Here is a 16,100-nt window from a genome sequence, read left to right on the forward strand (position 1 = left end):
CAAGGACGACCCGGAAGGGAGAGAAGCAGTTGCTCGACGTCAATAATTTTGACCGTATGCGCATTGGTCTGGCTTCGCCAGATCTGATTATGAAATGGTCAAGCGGAGAAGTTAAAAAACCGGAAACGATCAATTATCGAACCTTAAAACCGGAACGGGATGGACTTTTTTGTGAACGAATCTTTGGACCGACACGCGACTGGGAGTGCCATTGCGGCAAGTACAAGCGGATTCGTTATAAAGGTATCGTCTGTGACCGTTGCGGCGTCGAAGTGACTCGTTCCAAGGTGCGCCGTGAGCGGCTGGGACATATTAAACTAGCCGCGCCGGTTTCCCATATCTGGTATTTCAAAGGGATTCCCAGCCGAATGGGCTTGCTCTTGGACATGTCACCTCGTTCACTGGAGAAAGTGCTTTATTTTGTCTCCTACATCGTCATCGAGCCCGGTGAAACGTCGTTGATGAAAAAACAACTGCTGACCGAGGCGGAATACCGGGAGTATCGCGAAAAATTCGGTGCTGAGTTCCGCGCTGGCATGGGAGCCGAAGCGATCAAAGAACTCCTGGTGGAGATGGATCTGGAGCAACTCTGTAATGAGCTGCGCAAAGAATTGCGTGAAGTGACGGGGCAGCGTAAAGTGCGCGCCATCCGCCGCTTAGAAGTTGTCGAAGCCTTTAAACACTCGGGCAACCGCCCCGACTGGATGATCATGGACGTTGTCCCAGTCATCCCGCCGGAACTGCGCCCGATGGTGCAATTGGACGGCGGACGCTTTGCCACATCGGACCTGAACGATCTCTATCGCCGGGTCATCAACCGGAACAACCGCTTGAAACGCCTCCTTGATCTGGGTGCACCGGACATCATCGTGCGTAATGAAAAGCGCATGCTCCAAGAAGCGGTGGATGCGCTCATCGACAACGGGCGCCGCGGTCGTCCCGTGACCGGCCCCGGCAACCGCCCCTTAAAATCGCTTTCCGATATGCTCAAAGGAAAACAAGGCCGTTTCCGTCAGAACTTATTAGGAAAACGGGTTGACTACTCCGGCCGTTCCGTTATCGTTGTCGGCCCGGAAATGCAACTTCACCAGTGTGGCCTGCCGAAAGAAATGGCGCTGGAACTGTTCAAACCGTTTGTCATGAAAAAGCTCGTCGAAGACGGTCATGCCCATAACATCAAAAGCGCCAAGCGCATGGTGGAACGGGTGAAAAACGAAGTCTGGGACGTGCTGGAAGGCGTCATCGCTGAACATCCCGTCCTCCTTAACCGTGCACCGACGCTGCACCGCCTGGGCATTCAAGCCTTTGAGCCGATCCTTGTCGAAGGCAGGGCGCTGCAGATTCACCCCTTGGTGTGTACGGCCTACAACGCGGACTTTGACGGTGACCAGATGGCTGTTCACGTGCCGCTGTCGGCGGAAGCCCAAGCAGAAGCACGGAACCTGATGCTTTCGGCCCACAACATTCTTAACCCCAAAGACGGACGCCCGGTGGCCGTGCCTACCCAGGACATGGTTATTGGCTCCTTCTACTTGACTTGTGACCGGAAAAACGCCAAAGGCGAAGGCATGATCTTCGCCAATATCGATGAAGTGCTCATGGCCTACGAATGCGGCGTCATCCACTTGCAAGCCGAAATTGAAGTGCTCATGGATGATGCGCTGCGCGAAGCCGTTTCCTATGCCCATCCCAGCTCGCAGATCTTTGATGCCAGCGGCAAACGGTTGATCACGACCTGTGGCCGGTTGATCTTCAACCAGGAGATTCCTGCCAAGGTCGGTTATGTCAACGAAGTGGTGGGCAAAAAGCAATTGGGCAACATCGTGGCCCGATGCTATGAAAAGCTCGGTATCGGCGTAGCCGCCAAAATGCTCGACGGCATCAAACGGCAAGGGTTTAAATACTCGACTCGGGCCGGTGTCACTGTCGGGATTACCGATATTGACGTTCCCGAGGAAAAAGTGACCTTGCTGGCTGAAGCCGACAGAGAAGTTGAAATGATCGAGCGGAACTACCGTAAAGGTTTGATCACTGCTGATGAACGCTATGATCAAGTGATCAAAGTGTGGAGCCGCACGACCGAAGACGTCAAAGATGCACTGCTGAAAACACTGGATAAATTCAACCCGGTGTACATGATGGCCACCTCCGGTGCCCGCGGTAACATCCAGCAGATCCGGCAGTTGGCCGGGATGCGCGGTTTGATGGCTGATCCGTCGGGCCGCATCATCGACTTGCCGATCAAAGCCAACTTCCGTGAAGGCCTGACGGTGTTGGAGTACTTTATCTCCACCCACGGTGCCCGGAAAGGGTTGGCCGATACAGCACTGCGTACCGCCGACTCCGGGTACTTGACACGGCGCCTTGTCGACGTATCGCAAGACGTGATCGTTCGCGAAATCGATTGCTATTCCAACTCTGGAATGAGCGTACAATCGATTTACAGTGATAAACAACTGGTAGAGCGGATCAAAGACCGCTTGGCCGGACGATATCCCCTGGAAGAACTGGTCGATTGGCACGCTCTTGATCAAGCATTAACCAACGGTAGCGCCGTTGACACCACCAATCCCGAGTGGCAGCAAGACTTCCGGTTAACCACGCTCGATGAAGAGATCAGCAATGATCTGGCCGAGCGCGTTGATAACCTGATCTATCATAACTATGTGAACCGCAATCAACCGTCAGAGTTGTTCATCCGCCGGGCGACGCAGCAGGTTGTCGATCCCGAGACCGGCGAAGTACTTGTTTCCATCGGCGACGTGCTTACGCTGGATCAGTTCCTGCAAGCGCGCGCCTTCGCAGGCGATACCCCGTGGTATCAAGATGAAGAGCGCAACCATGTGCATATCCGCACCACCCTGACCTGCCGCACTCGCCACGGTGTGTGCCGCAAATGTTATGGCCGCAACTTGGCGACGGGACAATCGGTGGAAATCGGTGAAGCCGTCGGGATCATTGCCGCTCAATCGATCGGTGAACCGGGAACGCAGCTCACCATGCGTACGTTCCACACCGGTGGCGTTGCCGGCGATGACATTACTCAAGGTTTGCCGCGGGTTGAAGAGCTTTTTGAGGCCTGTAAGCCCAAAGGCTTGGCGATCATCGCCGAACATGACGGCATCATTCACTTTATCGAGACCAAAGGCCGCCGCGAAATCGAAATCATCGATGACGAAGGCGAACGCCATCATTATCCCATTCCCTATAACTATCGCTTTAAAAAGGAGATCGTTGAAGGCAAGCGGGTGCAAGCAGGCGATGAAATGACTGAAGGCTCCGTTAACCCCCACGATTTGCTGCGTGTCAAAGGCATGATTGGCGTCCAGAACTACCTTTTGGCGCAAGTGCAAGGCGTGTACCGCCTGCAAGGTGTGGATATCAATGATAAACACATCGAAGTCATGGTCCGCCAGATGATGCGTAAAGTAAAAGTCGAAGAGTCCGGTGACACCGCCCTGTTACCCGGCGGTCTGATCGATATTGCCGATTTTGAAGCGGAGAACCTGCGGGCCATCGAAGAAGGCGGCGAGCCGGCGACGGCACGACCGATCCTGCTGGGGATTACCAAAGCATCCTTGGCGACGGATTCCTTCTTATCGGCAGCGTCCTTCCAAGAAACGACGCGCGTGTTGACCGAAGCCGCCATCAAAGGCAAGGTCGATCCGCTGTTAGGCTTGAAGGAAAACGTCATTATCGGTAAGCTGATTCCGGCCGGTACCGGCATGACCCGTTATCGCAACATCCGCTTAGTGCAAACAGATCAACTGGCGCAAGAACAAGAAGAAGCTGGTATTGACATCGAAGCCTAAGCAAAAGCCAACAAAATCGAAGGAAATGGGGACGAATTTCGTCCCCATCGCCGATTTTGCGTTGACACTGAGTTGGAAAAGTGCTAAGATGCTATAGTGTGTGATTCGTTAAAGGAGGATAACAATGCCTTTAGAACGCTTGCAAGCAGCCCGACAGAAAACGGTAGGCACCAAGCAAACCCTGAAGGCGGTGGAAAAGGGGCAAGCGAAACTCGTTTTTATCGCGCAAGATGCCGATCCCCAAGTCGTTGATCCTTTAATGAAAATGTGTGAGCAAAAGGCGGTACCCGTGATCACCGTCGAATCAATGCAAATGCTCGGCTTGGCCTGCAATATTAAAGTAGGGTCAGCATCCGCTGGCATTGTCAATGAGACGTAAGGACGCCTAAATCACGATACGCATGGGTGAGTTGTAAGAAAAGAATCATCCCATGATTATGGGAAGGAGGTGGATGTTCATGCCAACGATCAGTCAGTTAGTCCGTAAGGGAAGAGAAGTCCTCGCCGAGAAATCGACGGCTCCCGCTCTCCGGTCGTGCCCGCAAAAACGCGGCGTATGCACTCGTGTGTACACCACGACACCGAAAAAACCGAACTCCGCTCTGCGGAAGGTTGCGCGGGTACGTTTGACCAATGGCGTTGAGGTTACCGCATACATTCCTGGTATCGGGCACAACCTCCAAGAGCACTCCGTGGTGCTGGTACGTGGTGGCCGGGTGAAAGACCTGCCGGGCGTGCGTTATCACATTGTTCGAGGTGCCCTGGATACAGCCGGTACCCAAAACCGTAACCAAGCTCGTTCGAAATATGGCACCAAACGGCCGAAAAAAGGCGCCGCTACGGCAGCCAAAGGTAAGAAGTAAGGAGGGAAGTTAAATGCCGCGTCGAGGTTCTGTACCCAAGCGCGATGTCCTTCCCGATCCGATCTACAAATCAAAAGTAGTGACCAAGATAATCAACCAGATTATGTTGGACGGAAAAAGAAGCATCGCTGAAAACGTTTTCTATGCCGCTTGCGATTCGATTGAAGCAAAAGCCGGCAAAAACCCGCTCGAAGTGCTGGAAGCAGCCATGAAGAACATCATGCCCGTACTTGAAGTCAAAGCCCGTCGCGTTGGTGGTGCTAACTATCAAGTGCCCATCGAAGTTCGTCCCGAACGTCGTCAAACGCTCGGCATTCGCTGGCTCATCAAGTACGCACGGGAACGCGCAGGCAAGACCATGGTGGATAAACTCGCCGCTGAAATTATGGATGCAGCGAACAACACCGGTGGCGCTTGCAAAAAGCGTGAAGATACTCATAAAATGGCCGAAGCCAACAAAGCCTTTGCTCATTACCGCTGGTAATTATCCATGATCGGAAGCGTGGCTATCTTGGCTACTAAAAATCTGCAAAGAAAGGGGGAACGAACGTGCCAAGGCAAATTCCGTTAGACAAAACGAGAAACATCGGCATCATGGCCCACATTGATGCCGGTAAAACAACTACGACCGAGCGTATCCTTTTTTATACGGGTCGAGTTCATAAGATCGGCGAAGTCCATGACGGTGCAGCCACCATGGACTGGATGGTCCAAGAACAAGAGCGCGGCATCACGATTACGTCTGCAGCGACAACGTGTCAATGGCGTGGACACCGGATCAACATTATCGATACGCCCGGCCACGTGGACTTTACTGTAGAAGTCGAACGTTCCCTGCGCGTATTAGACGGAGCTGTAGCTGTCTTTTGTTCGGTCGGTGGTGTTGAGCCGCAATCCGAAACCGTTTGGCGTCAAGCTGACAAATACGGGGTTCCTCGTATCGCGTACATCAACAAGATGGACCGCGTCGGCGCTGATTTCTTCCGAGGCGTTTCGATGATTAAAGACCGGCTCGGTGCGAATCCAGTGCCGCTTCAAATTCCGATCGGTTCGGAAGACCAATTCAAAGGCATCATTGACCTGATCACCATGAAAGCCATGGTCTACGTTGATGATCTGGGTAAAACCAGTGAAGCCACGGAAATCCCGGAAGACGTGCTGGGAGTCGCCCAGGAATACCGGGAAAAATTGCTCGAAGCTGTCGCCGAAACCGATGAAGAATTGATGATGCGTTACCTGGAAGGTGACGAGATCACCGAGGAAGAGATTCGGGCAGGCGTACGTGCAGGAACATTGGCCGTGAAGATGATCCCTGTGCTCTGCGGATCGTCCTTCAAAAACAAAGGCGTACAGCCGCTCCTGGATGCTGTCGTCGATTACATGCCGGCACCGACGGATATTCCCGCCATCAACGGGATTAACCCGGATACGGAAGAAGAAGATAAGCGTGAGGTCTCCGATGACGAGCCCTTCTCCGCATTGGCCTTTAAGATTATGGCCGACCCCTTTGTTGGCAAACTGGCCTTCTTCCGCGTGTACTCCGGCAGCCTGAGCTCGGGTTCCTATGTGTTCAACTCGACCAAAGGCAAAAAAGAGCGGATTGGCCGTATCCTCCAGATGCACGCCAACCACCGCGAAGAAATCAGCCAAGTCTACACCGGGGATATCGCTGCTGCCGTTGGTCTGAAAGACACGACGACGGGCGACACGCTTTGTGATGAAAAAGCACCGATCATTCTGGAATCGATGCAATTCCCCGAACCGGTTATTGACGTAGCCATCGAGCCGAAGACCAAAGCTGACCAGGACAAAATGGGCATTGCGCTGCAACGTCTGTCCGAAGAAGATCCGACTTTCCGGATGTTCACCGACACAGAAACCGGCCAAACGATCATCCAAGGGATGGGCGAGCTCCACCTGGAGATCATCGTTGACCGGATGATGCGCGAGTTCAAAGTTCAAGCTAACGTCGGACGCCCGCAAGTTGCGTATAAGGAAACGATTCGCAGCAAAGCTAAAGTGGAAGGCAAGTTCGTTCGCCAGTCCGGTGGCCGTGGTCAATACGGTCATTGCGTCATCGAAATCGAACCGCTGGAAGCCGGTGCTGGCTACGAATTCGTCAACAAGATCGTCGGCGGTGTTGTTCCCCGTGAATACATTGCGCCAATTGATAATGGTATCAAAGAAGCCATGCAAACCGGTGTTCTCGCCGGTTATCAAACGATTGACCTGCGCGTGACCTTGGTTGACGGTTCGTACCACGACGTGGACTCCTCGGAAATGGCCTTTAAGATTGCCGGCTCGATGGCGTTCAAAGAAGGTGCGAAAAAAGCATCGCCTGTTCTCCTCGAACCGGTGATGCGCGTCGAAGTCGTTGTTCCCGAAGACTACATGGGTGACGTCATCGGTGACATCAACTCGCGCCGTGGACGCATTGAAGGCATGGAATCCCGGGCCGGTGCACAAGTGATTCGCTCGTTCGTACCGCTTGCTGAAATGTTCGGCTACGCCACCGACCTGCGTTCGCGCACCCAAGGTCGTGGCCAGTACGTCATGCAGTTTGATCATTATGAAGAAGTGCCCCGGAACATTGCTGAAGGCATCATGGCAAAACGGCAAGGATAAGCTGAATAGCGAAACCGAAGCTGTTGCGATGTTCGCCGCATAGATGTAAGCCAAGCTACTAAAATTAAAAGAAAAGAAGGGATGATTGACAAATGGCAAAAGCCAAATTTGAGCGTACCAAGCCTCACGTTAACATTGGTACCATCGGACACGTTGACCACGGTAAAACCACGACGACGGCAGCCATTACCCTGGTTCTTTCTAAGCACGGCGGTGCTTCCTTCAAAAAATATGACGAAATCGACGCTGCTCCGGAAGAGCGTGAACGCGGTATTACCATCAACACCGCCCACGTAGAATACGAAACAGCTACTCGTCACTATGCACACGTGGACTGCCCTGGCCACGCTGACTACATCAAAAACATGATCACCGGTGCTGCTCAGATGGACGGTGCGATCCTCGTCGTTTCCGCTGCTGACGGCCCCATGCCCCAAACCCGTGAACACATCCTCCTGGCTCGTCAGGTTGGCGTTCCTTACATCGTTGTTTGGCTCAACAAAGCCGACATGGTCGATGACGCTGAACTGATGGAACTGGTCGAAATGGAAGTTCGCGAACTGCTTTCTTCCTATGAATTCCCTGGCGACGATATTCCCATCGTTTCCGGTTCCGGCCTGAAAGCCCTGGAATGTGGTTGCGGCACCCGTGAATGCGAATGGTGCGGTCAAGTTTGGAAACTGATGGACGCTGTTGATGCATACGTTCCCACGCCGGAGCGCGCTGTTGACAAGCCCTTCCTGATGCCTGTTGAAGACGTTTTCACGATCACCGGTCGTGGTACTGTTGCAACCGGTCGGGTTGAGCGTGGTCAAATCAAAGTTGGCGAAGAAGTTGAACTGGTTGGTCTGGCTGAAGCTACCCGGAAAACGGTTGTTACCGGCGTAGAAATGTTCCGCAAACTGCTCGACTTCGCACAAGCTGGTGATAACATCGGCGCACTGCTCCGCGGTGTTGACCGTAAAGACATCGAGCGTGGCCAAGTTCTGGCGAAACCCGGCTCGATCAAACCCCACACCAAATTCAGCGCCGAAGTTTACGTTCTGTCCAAAGAAGAAGGCGGACGTCACACCCCGTTCTTTAACGGCTATCGTCCCCAATTTTACTTCCGCACGACCGACGTTACCGGTGTGATCGAACTCCCCGAAGGCGTTGAAATGTGCATGCCTGGCGACAACATCAAGATGGAGATCGAACTGCACAAGACGATCGCTATCGAAGAAGGTCTCCGTTTCGCTATCCGCGAAGGCGGCCGTACCGTTGGCGCTGGTGTTGTAACTGCCATCACCGAATAATTCTTACCGGCGACTGCTGGATAAGATTCAAAAGACCGGATTACGTAGAGATACGTGATCCGGTCTTTTCGATGATTTTTTCTGCCATTGATCGCTACCGAAAAAAAATTTGTACCAAATCAATAATAATCTTGCCAACTGCTATTTACGGTGATATAATTCTGTATTGTGGGTTGGCTTGCGATGAAGCGAAAGGTTGCCCAACCACTGAGGGTCCGGTTGGCTATTTTTTTCAAGCTAACTGCGACACACCCGAGGGCGTTGTTGGGGGAATTTTCGCGGAGAAGGTCCGTAATCAATCGGGCGACCAAAGGAGGGACTTACCTAGTTATGGGTAAACAAAAAATTCGTATCCGCTTGAAAGCATACGATCATCGGATTCTCGACCAGTCTTCCGAGAAGATCGTAGAAACTGCCAAGCGTACTGGGGCGGGCGTATCGGGCCCGATTCCTTTGCCGACGGAGAAGAGCATTTACACCATTTTACGCTCTCCCCACGTTAACAAAGACTCGCGCGAACAGTTCGAGATGCGCACCCACAAGCGCCTCATCGACATCCTCGACCCCAACCCGAAGACTGTCGATGCGCTGATGCGCTTGGATCTGCCGGCGGGTGTGGACATCGAGATTAAACTGTAAGTGCACTTTGAAGATGGGAGGTGTCATTGGTGCCTAAAAAAGGACTTCTTGGTCGTAAAATTGGTATGACTCAAATCTTTGCCGACAACGGGCACGCCGTTCCGGTTACTGTTGTAGAAGCCGGTCCTTGCGTTGTTGTCCAGAAGAAAACCGTAGCTAACGATGGCTATGAAGCTGTGCAACTCGGTTTTGGCGCAGTACGCGAAAAGCTGCTGAACCAACCGAAAAAAGGCCACCTGAAGAAAGCCGGGGTTAAACTGGTTCGTCATCTGCGCGAATTCAAAGTTGACAACCTCGACGAGTACACAGTAGGTCAAGAGATCAAAGCCGACCTTTTCACCGTTGGTGAATATGTCGATGTCGTAGGTACATCCAAAGGTAAAGGCTTCGCTGGCGGCATCAAACGCCATAACTTTGGTCGCGGACCGATGAAGCATGGTTCCAAATACCATCGCCGTCCTGGTTCTGCCGGAGCCAAAGGACCGGCACGGATTTTCAAAGGACGCAAAATGCCCGGTCAACTCGGCAATGCCCGCGTCACTGTGCAAAACCTGCAAGTGGTTCGCGTGGATACCGAACGGAATGTGCTCCTGATCAAAGGTGCAATTCCTGGCCCGAACAAAGGCTTAGTGCTGATTAAAAGTACTGTCAAAGCCAAGTAACCACCCCTGGAGAAAGGAGGAAGTCCCATGCCTAAAGTAGCGGTATACAACGTGGAAGGCAGCCAAGTCGGCGAACTCGAACTGAATGAAGAAATCTTCGGCATCGAGCCCAATGAAGCTGTTGTACACCAAACAGTCGTGGCCCTGCAAGCTGCCAAGCGCCGGGGTACGCATAAAGTCAAATCGCGCGGGGAAGTCTCCGGGGGCGGTAAGAAACCGTGGAGACAAAAAGGTACCGGTCGCGCTCGTGCCGGCACCAGCCGTTCGCCCATCTGGCGCGGTGGTGCAATCACTTTCGGACCGCAGCCCCGCGATTACAGCATCAAAGTGCCGAAGAAAGTTCGCCGTCTCGCACTGAAAAGCGTTCTTTCGGCCAAAGTTGCTGCCGGTGAGCTGATTGTCCTTGACACCCTGTCGATGGATGCACCCAAGACCAAGGCCATGGCCGGCGTCCTGGAAAAGCTCAATGTCGATCGTAAAGCCCTCGTGGTCACCGCCGGTGTCGATGAAAACGTCTTCCTGTCGGCGCGTAACATTCCCGGGATTACTCCCGTCGAAGCTGTCGGAATCAACGTCTACGACATCCTGCATCACGACAAAATGGTCATCACCAAAGATGCGGTGGCCAAAGTCGAGGAGGTGTTCGCGTAATGCGCAGCCCCTACGATGTGGTCAAGAAACCCTTGATCAGTGAAAAAGCAATGGATCTGGTGGCCGAGAACAAATACACCTTTGTTGTTGACCCCAAGGCCAACAAGATCGAAATCAAATATGCCATTGAGCAACTGTTCAATGTCAAAGTCCTCGATGTGCGCACCCTGAACGTCAAAGGCAAGTTCAAGCGCATGGGCAAAACATCCGGGTACCGTTCGGACCGGAAAAAAGCGATTATCACCCTGGCAGAAGGCGACAAAATCGAAGTCTTCGAAGGTGTCTAAACCTGGCCGGACCTGAAGGAGGGAAAACCAGTGGGTGTGAAAAAGTTTAAGCCCACCTCGCCTGGCGTCCGCCAGATGACCGTGGCCGACTTCGCCGAGATCACCAAAACGACACCGGAAAAGTCGCTGCTTCGGCCGCTCAAAAAACAGGCTGGACGCAATAACCAAGGCAAGCTGACTGTTCGCCACAAAGGCGGCGGTCATAAGCGGATGTACCGTATCATCGACTTCAAGCGGATCAAAGACAACGTACCGGCAAAAGTGGCTTCGATCGAATACGATCCGAACCGCAGCGCCTACATTGCGCTTCTCCACTATCTCGATGGCGAAAAACGTTACATCCTTGCTCCCAACGGGCTGAAAGTGGGCGACCAAGTCGTCTCCGGTCCCGAAGCCGACATCAAAGTCGGTAATGCCTTACCGCTGAAAAACATCCCCGTTGGTACCCTGGTACACAACATCGAGATGCGCCCCGGCAAAGGCGGACAACTGTGCCGTTCGGCCGGAGCTTCGGCCCAATTGATGGCCAAAGAAGGCGAATACGCCACACTGCGTCTGCCTTCCGGTGAAATGCGCATGGTGCTGGCCACCTGCCGCGCCACCGTCGGTCAAATCGGCCGTCTCGACTATGAAAACATCACCATCGGTAAAGCCGGCCGTAAGCGCTGGATGGGCATTCGCCCGACCGTTCGCGGTGTCGTTATGAACCCGAACGATCACCCCCATGGTGGTGGCGAAGGCCGCTCACCGATTGGACGCAAAGCGCCCGTTACTCCTTGGGGTAAAGTGGCGATTGGCGGCAAAACCCGTAAAAACAAAAAAGCTTCAGATAAGCTGATTGTCAAGCGCCGCACGAAGTAAGGCGCAGGCAGGACGATAGAAGGGAGGATCGTGCATGGGCCGTTCACTCAAAAAAGGACCTTTTTGCGAACCTAGCCTCCTGGCCAAGGTCGAACAGATGAACGAAAAGAACGAGAAGCGCGTCATCAAAACCTGGTCGCGCCGCTCGACTATCTTTCCCCAGTTCGTCGGGCACACATTTGCAGTGCATGACGGGCGTAAGCACATTCCTGTATACGTATCCGAAGACATGGTCGGACACAAACTCGGCGAGTTTGCTTTGACCCGCACCTTCAAAGGTCATGCTGGATCAGAGAAATCCAGCCGGTTGCGCTAGCCGGAACGCGCAAGAGGAGGAAGACGATGGAAGCCAAGACCGTAAAAGCGGTGGCCAAATATGTTCGCACCTCTCCCCGTAAGGCCCGGCACGTAGTCGACCTGATCCGGGGCAAGAAGGTAGCCGACGCATTTGCCATCTTAAAATTCACACCTGTGAAAACTGCTGACGACGTGGCGAAAGTGCTGAAATCAGCCGTTGCCAACGCCGAGCACAATAATGAAATGAACGTTGCCGACCTCTATGTGCACGCATGCTATGTCGATCAAGGACCAAGCATGAAGCGGATTCGCGCACGGGCACAAGGCCGCGCCGACGTCATCAAAAAGCGCATGAGCCACATCACCGTCATTGTCGCTGAAAAGCCTGCCAAGCCTGTTCAAGGCAAGAAGGCCAACGCCGAGACGAAGGAGGGATAACCTGTGGGTCAGAAGGTTAACCCAAAAGGGTTACGGATCGGCGTAATTCGTGACTGGGATGCCAAATGGTATGCCGGCAAAAACTATGCCGACCTGCTGCATGAAGACATCAAGATTCGTAAATACATCAAGAAAAAACTTTTCGCAGCCGGTATCTCCCGCGTTGAAATCGAGCGGGCCGCCAACCGCGTAAAAGTGACCATCTACACTGCAAAACCCGGTATCGTCATCGGTCGAGGCGGCGCAGAAGTAGAAAACCTGCGTAAAGAGATTGAAAAAATGTCCGGACGCAGTGCCAACATCAACATCGCTGAAATCAAAAAGCCCGAACTGGATGCGCAACTGGTTGCTGAAAACGTAGCCGCGCAACTGGAAAAACGGACTTCGTTCCGCCGGGCCATGAAACAAGCTGTTGGCCGGACCATGCGCCTCGGTGCCGAAGGCATCAAGATCATGGTATCGGGACGCTTGGGCGGTGCTGAAATCGCACGGACCGAATGGTACAACGAAGGCAAAGTGCCTCTCCATACCCTGCGGGCCGACATCGATTATGCATTGGCTGAAGCACACACCACCTACGGCATCATCGGCGTCAAAGTCTGGATCTATCACGGTGAAGTGATCGGTAAAGGCCTGCGCGTCGAGCCGAAAGAAACGAACGAACGCAGCGAACGCCCTGAGCGTCGTGAGCGCCGTGACCGTGGCGACCGCGGTGGCCGTGGCGAGCGTCGTGCACCGGCTGCAGCGGAAGGAGGAAAATAACCATGCTCTTACCCAAACGAGTGAAATGGCGCCGCGTTAGCCGGGGCCGTCTCAAAGGGAAGTCCAAAGGCGGCACACAAATCGCCTTCGGCGAGTATGGTTTACAAGCCCTCGAGTCTGCTTGGATTACCTCTCGCCAAATCGAAGCCGCTCGTATCGCGATGACCCGTTATATCAAACGGGGCGGTAAAGTTTGGATTAAAATTTTCCCTGATAAGCCCATCACCGCCAAGCCCGCCGAAACCCGCATGGGTTCCGGTAAAGGTTCGCCGGAATACTGGGTAGCAGTCGTCAAACCGGGCCGCATTCTCTTTGAACTGGCTGGCGTACCGGAAGAAATCGCACGGGAAGCTATGCGCTTGGCCATGCACAAACTGCCGATCAAGTGCAAATTCCTAAAACGCGAAGAAGCGGGTGGTGAAGCCAATGAAAGCTAGCGAGCTCCAAGACCTCACAAAGGAAGAGTTACAACAACAGCTCCATGATTACAAAGACGAACTCTTCCGCCTCCGCTTTCAACTGGCTACGCAACAGTTAGAGAACCCGATGCGTATCCGGGAAGTGCGCAAAAACATTGCCCGGACCCAGACGGTGATTCGTCAACGGGAACTCGAAGCCGCGAAAGCGTAGTCGGCACGATAAGGAGGGAGAAACGTGGTCTCCGAACAAAAAGAACGCAAGACGCTGATCGGCAAAGTCGTCAGTGACAAAATGCAAAAAACCATCGTTGTCGCTGTAGAAGAGCGGATTCAGCACCCTTTATATGGCCGAACGGTGAAAAAGACGAAACGCTTCAAGGCTCATGATGAAGAAAACGTCTGCAAAATCGGCGATACAGTAAAAATCGTCGAAACCCGGCCGCTTTCCAAGGAAAAACGCTGGCAGCTTGTTGAAGTTATCGAAAAAGCAGTTATCATCTAATTGCGGATAACCTGAAAACAACCGCTTAGCATGCGTAAGAAAGGCAGGTAAGCCTCGTGATCCAGCAAGAAACACGGCTTCGCGTCGGTGACAACACCGGGGCCAAGGAACTGCTGTGCATCCGGGTGTTGGGTGGGTCTTACCGGAGATACGCGACTGTCGGCGACATCATCGTCGCGTCCGTTAAAGAAGCCACGCCCGGGGGCGTTGTAAAGAAAGGCGACGTTGTCAAAGCCGTTGTCGTTCGTACCCGCAAAGCCATCAAACGCCCCGACGGATCGTACATCCGTTTCAGCGAAAACGCTGCTGTTATTATTAACGAACAAAAGAACCCCAAAGGCACCCGGATCTTCGGACCCGTTGCCCGGGAACTCCGCGAACGCGATTTCATGAAAATCGTATCGCTGGCACCGGAAGTGCTTTAGGCTGGAGGTGAATTTCCCATGGCGAATGCCAAAGTTAAAGTTCACGTCAAAAAAGGCGACCTGGTGCAAGTGATTACCGGTAAGGACGCTGGCAAAAAAGGCAAAGTCATCGAAGTCATCCCGGCTAAAAACCGTGTTGTCGTCGAGAAAGTCAACATTGTCAAAAAGCACTCCAAGCCGTCCCAAGCACTGCCGCAAGGGGGGATTCAGGAGAAAGAAGCTCCCATCGATGCTTCGAACGTCCTGATCTTCTGTGCCACATGCGACCGTCCGGTGCGCATCGGTCACAAATTCCTTGAAGACGGAAAGAAAGTCCGCGTTTGCAAAAAATGCGGTCAAATCCTTGACTAAGAGAACAAACCCTCGAAGAGAGGAGGTTAACCAATGAGTCGGCTCAAAGAACGTTATCAGCAAGAAGTTACCGCAGCCATGATGCAAAAGTTCGGCTATACGAACATCATGCAGGTACCGAAGCTTGAAAAAGTCGTGATCAACATGGGTATGGGCGAAGCGATTCAAAACCCCAAAGCCCTTGACGCGGCAGTTAGTGACCTTGTGAAAATCATTGGTCAAAAACCAGTGATCACCACGGCGAAAAAGTCCATCGCAGGTTTCAAACTGCGGGAGGGCATGAAAATCGGCTGCAAAGCCACGCTGCGTGGTGAGCGCATGTATGATTTTGTTGACAAACTCGTCTCGGTGGCTCTGCCCCGGGTACGCGATTTCCGCGGGATTTCGCCCAAATCCTTTGACGGTCGTGGCAACTACACCCTCGGCCTCAAAGAACAACTGATTTTCCCCGAAATCGAATATGACAAAATCGACCGCCTGCGCGGTATGGATGTAACCTTCGTGACGACGGCCAAAACTGACGAGGAAGCCCGTGAATTGCTGCGCCAACTCGGAATGCCGTTCCGCTCCGATAACGCCTAACAGGAGGGAAACCAAGTGGCCAAAACGTCCATGATCGTTCGACGCACACCGAAATTCAGCGTTCGGACGCACAATCGCTGCAAAATCTGCGGACGCCCACACGCCTACATGCGCAAATTCGGCATGTGCCGGATTTGCTTTCGCAACCTGGCCTATAAAGGGGAAATACCCGGCGTGACCAAGGCCAGCTGGTAAGATACAGGGAAGGGGGTATTACCCAATGGTCATGACCGATCCAATCGCGGATTTTCTCACGCGAATCCGTAATGCAAATATGGTCCACCATGAGAAACTGGAAGTTCCGGCTTCCAAAACGAAACGGGCCATCGCTGAGATCTTCAAAGCCGAAGGCTTTATCAAAGACGTCGAGTTTATTGCCGACGACAAACAAGGTCTCCTCCGTCTGTATCTCAAATACGGACCCCAGCGAGACAAAGTCATCACCGGCATCAAGCGCATCTCCAAACCGGGCCTGCGCGTCTATGCCAAAAAAGAAGAGATTCCGAAAGTGCTTGGCGGCTTAGGTGTTGCCATCATTTCGACGCCGCAAGGCATTATGACCGACAAGGCTGCGCGTAAAGCCGGTCTTGGCGGAGAAGTCATCTGCTACATTTGGTAGCATCCACCTT

At 53.2% G+C, this 16,100-nt stretch carries 22 protein-coding genes; all 22 read left to right on the forward strand.

The genetic code is table 11. The features are described 5' to 3' along the window. Positions 1-29 precede the first annotated feature (29 nt). Entirely contained in the window at positions 30-3,812 is a 3,783-nt protein-coding gene (gene rpoC, locus EDD73_RS05750) for a DNA-directed RNA polymerase subunit beta' (RefSeq protein WP_131918827.1), read from the forward strand. Between the two features lie 124 nt (positions 3,813-3,936). Then, positions 3,937-4,191: a L7Ae/L30e/S12e/Gadd45 family ribosomal protein gene (locus tag EDD73_RS05755; RefSeq protein ID WP_131918828.1), complete on the forward strand. Its 255-nt coding sequence runs from the start codon at positions 3,937-3,939 to the stop codon at positions 4,189-4,191. Positions 4,192-4,270: 79 nt separating this feature from the next. Continuing rightward, positions 4,271-4,675: a 30S ribosomal protein S12 gene (rpsL, locus tag EDD73_RS05760; RefSeq protein ID WP_131918829.1), complete on the forward strand. Its 405-nt coding sequence runs from the start codon at positions 4,271-4,273 to the stop codon at positions 4,673-4,675. A 13-nt stretch (positions 4,676-4,688) separates the two neighbouring features. Next, the gene (gene rpsG / locus EDD73_RS05765; RefSeq protein WP_131918830.1) at positions 4,689-5,159 is read left to right on the forward strand and encodes a 30S ribosomal protein S7; all 471 of its coding nucleotides are present in this window, start codon (positions 4,689-4,691) and stop codon (positions 5,157-5,159) included. Between the two features lie 65 nt (positions 5,160-5,224). Beyond that, positions 5,225-7,300 (forward strand): elongation factor G, encoded by a 2,076-nt coding sequence (gene fusA, locus EDD73_RS05770; protein WP_131918831.1) that lies wholly within the window; start codon positions 5,225-5,227, stop codon positions 7,298-7,300. 92 nt (positions 7,301-7,392) lie between these two features. Next, positions 7,393-8,595 (forward strand): elongation factor Tu, encoded by a 1,203-nt coding sequence (tuf, locus tag EDD73_RS05775; protein ID WP_131918832.1) that lies wholly within the window; start codon positions 7,393-7,395, stop codon positions 8,593-8,595. 330 nt (positions 8,596-8,925) lie between these two features. Then, positions 8,926-9,234, forward strand: a complete 309-nt coding sequence (rpsJ, locus tag EDD73_RS05780) for a 30S ribosomal protein S10 (protein WP_131918833.1) — start codon at positions 8,926-8,928, stop codon at positions 9,232-9,234. A gap of 29 nt (positions 9,235-9,263) precedes the next feature. Then, positions 9,264-9,896, forward strand: coding sequence for a 50S ribosomal protein L3 (rplC, locus tag EDD73_RS05785; RefSeq protein ID WP_131918834.1), 633 nt, complete (start codon positions 9,264-9,266; stop codon positions 9,894-9,896). Between the two features lie 27 nt (positions 9,897-9,923). Beyond that, entirely contained in the window at positions 9,924-10,547 is a 624-nt protein-coding gene (gene rplD / locus EDD73_RS05790; protein WP_131918835.1) for a 50S ribosomal protein L4, read from the forward strand. Further along, complete coding sequence (rplW, locus tag EDD73_RS05795; RefSeq protein WP_131918836.1) at positions 10,547-10,834, forward strand: 50S ribosomal protein L23; 288 nt, start codon at positions 10,547-10,549, stop codon at positions 10,832-10,834. Before rplD ends, rplW begins: the two co-directional genes overlap by 1 nt. Positions 10,835-10,864: 30 nt before the next feature. Next, the gene (gene rplB, locus EDD73_RS05800; RefSeq protein ID WP_131918837.1) at positions 10,865-11,695 is read left to right on the forward strand and encodes a 50S ribosomal protein L2; all 831 of its coding nucleotides are present in this window, start codon (positions 10,865-10,867) and stop codon (positions 11,693-11,695) included. Between the two features lie 34 nt (positions 11,696-11,729). Next, entirely contained in the window at positions 11,730-12,011 is a 282-nt protein-coding gene (gene rpsS / locus EDD73_RS05805; protein WP_131918838.1) for a 30S ribosomal protein S19, read from the forward strand. A gap of 26 nt (positions 12,012-12,037) precedes the next feature. Then, entirely contained in the window at positions 12,038-12,430 is a 393-nt protein-coding gene (rplV, locus tag EDD73_RS05810; protein ID WP_131918839.1) for a 50S ribosomal protein L22, read from the forward strand. Between the two features lie 3 nt (positions 12,431-12,433). Next, positions 12,434-13,192: a 30S ribosomal protein S3 gene (rpsC, locus tag EDD73_RS05815; protein WP_131918840.1), complete on the forward strand. Its 759-nt coding sequence runs from the start codon at positions 12,434-12,436 to the stop codon at positions 13,190-13,192. A 2-nt stretch (positions 13,193-13,194) separates the two neighbouring features. Then, positions 13,195-13,629 (forward strand): 50S ribosomal protein L16, encoded by a 435-nt coding sequence (rplP, locus tag EDD73_RS05820; protein ID WP_131918841.1) that lies wholly within the window; start codon positions 13,195-13,197, stop codon positions 13,627-13,629. Next, positions 13,619-13,822 (forward strand): 50S ribosomal protein L29, encoded by a 204-nt coding sequence (rpmC, locus tag EDD73_RS05825; RefSeq protein WP_131918842.1) that lies wholly within the window; start codon positions 13,619-13,621, stop codon positions 13,820-13,822. The genes rplP and rpmC overlap by 11 nt, the downstream gene beginning before the upstream one ends. A 24-nt stretch (positions 13,823-13,846) precedes the next feature. Beyond that, complete coding sequence (rpsQ, locus tag EDD73_RS05830) at positions 13,847-14,113, forward strand: 30S ribosomal protein S17 (RefSeq protein WP_131918843.1); 267 nt, start codon at positions 13,847-13,849, stop codon at positions 14,111-14,113. Between the two features lie 56 nt (positions 14,114-14,169). After that, positions 14,170-14,538, forward strand: a complete 369-nt coding sequence (gene rplN, locus EDD73_RS05835; protein ID WP_131918844.1) for a 50S ribosomal protein L14 — start codon at positions 14,170-14,172, stop codon at positions 14,536-14,538. Positions 14,539-14,556: 18 nt separating this feature from the next. After that, the gene (gene rplX, locus EDD73_RS05840) at positions 14,557-14,889 is read left to right on the forward strand and encodes a 50S ribosomal protein L24 (RefSeq protein WP_131918845.1); all 333 of its coding nucleotides are present in this window, start codon (positions 14,557-14,559) and stop codon (positions 14,887-14,889) included. A 33-nt stretch (positions 14,890-14,922) separates the two neighbouring features. Then, entirely contained in the window at positions 14,923-15,471 is a 549-nt protein-coding gene (gene rplE / locus EDD73_RS05845; RefSeq protein WP_131918846.1) for a 50S ribosomal protein L5, read from the forward strand. A gap of 15 nt (positions 15,472-15,486) precedes the next feature. Beyond that, a complete protein-coding gene (locus tag EDD73_RS05850) occupies positions 15,487-15,666 on the forward strand; it encodes a type Z 30S ribosomal protein S14 (RefSeq protein WP_131918847.1) in 180 nt (59 codons plus the stop codon). 25 nt (positions 15,667-15,691) lie between these two features. Further along, positions 15,692-16,090 carry a 30S ribosomal protein S8 gene (gene rpsH, locus EDD73_RS05855; RefSeq protein ID WP_131918848.1) on the forward strand — a complete coding sequence of 133 codons (399 nt, stop codon included), beginning with the start codon at positions 15,692-15,694 and terminating at the stop codon, positions 16,088-16,090. Positions 16,091-16,100 lie beyond the last annotated feature (10 nt).

This window comes from Heliophilum fasciatum (assembly GCF_004341395.1).
In the GTDB taxonomy this organism is placed as follows: domain Bacteria; phylum Bacillota; class Desulfitobacteriia; order Heliobacteriales; family Heliobacteriaceae; genus Heliophilum; species Heliophilum fasciatum.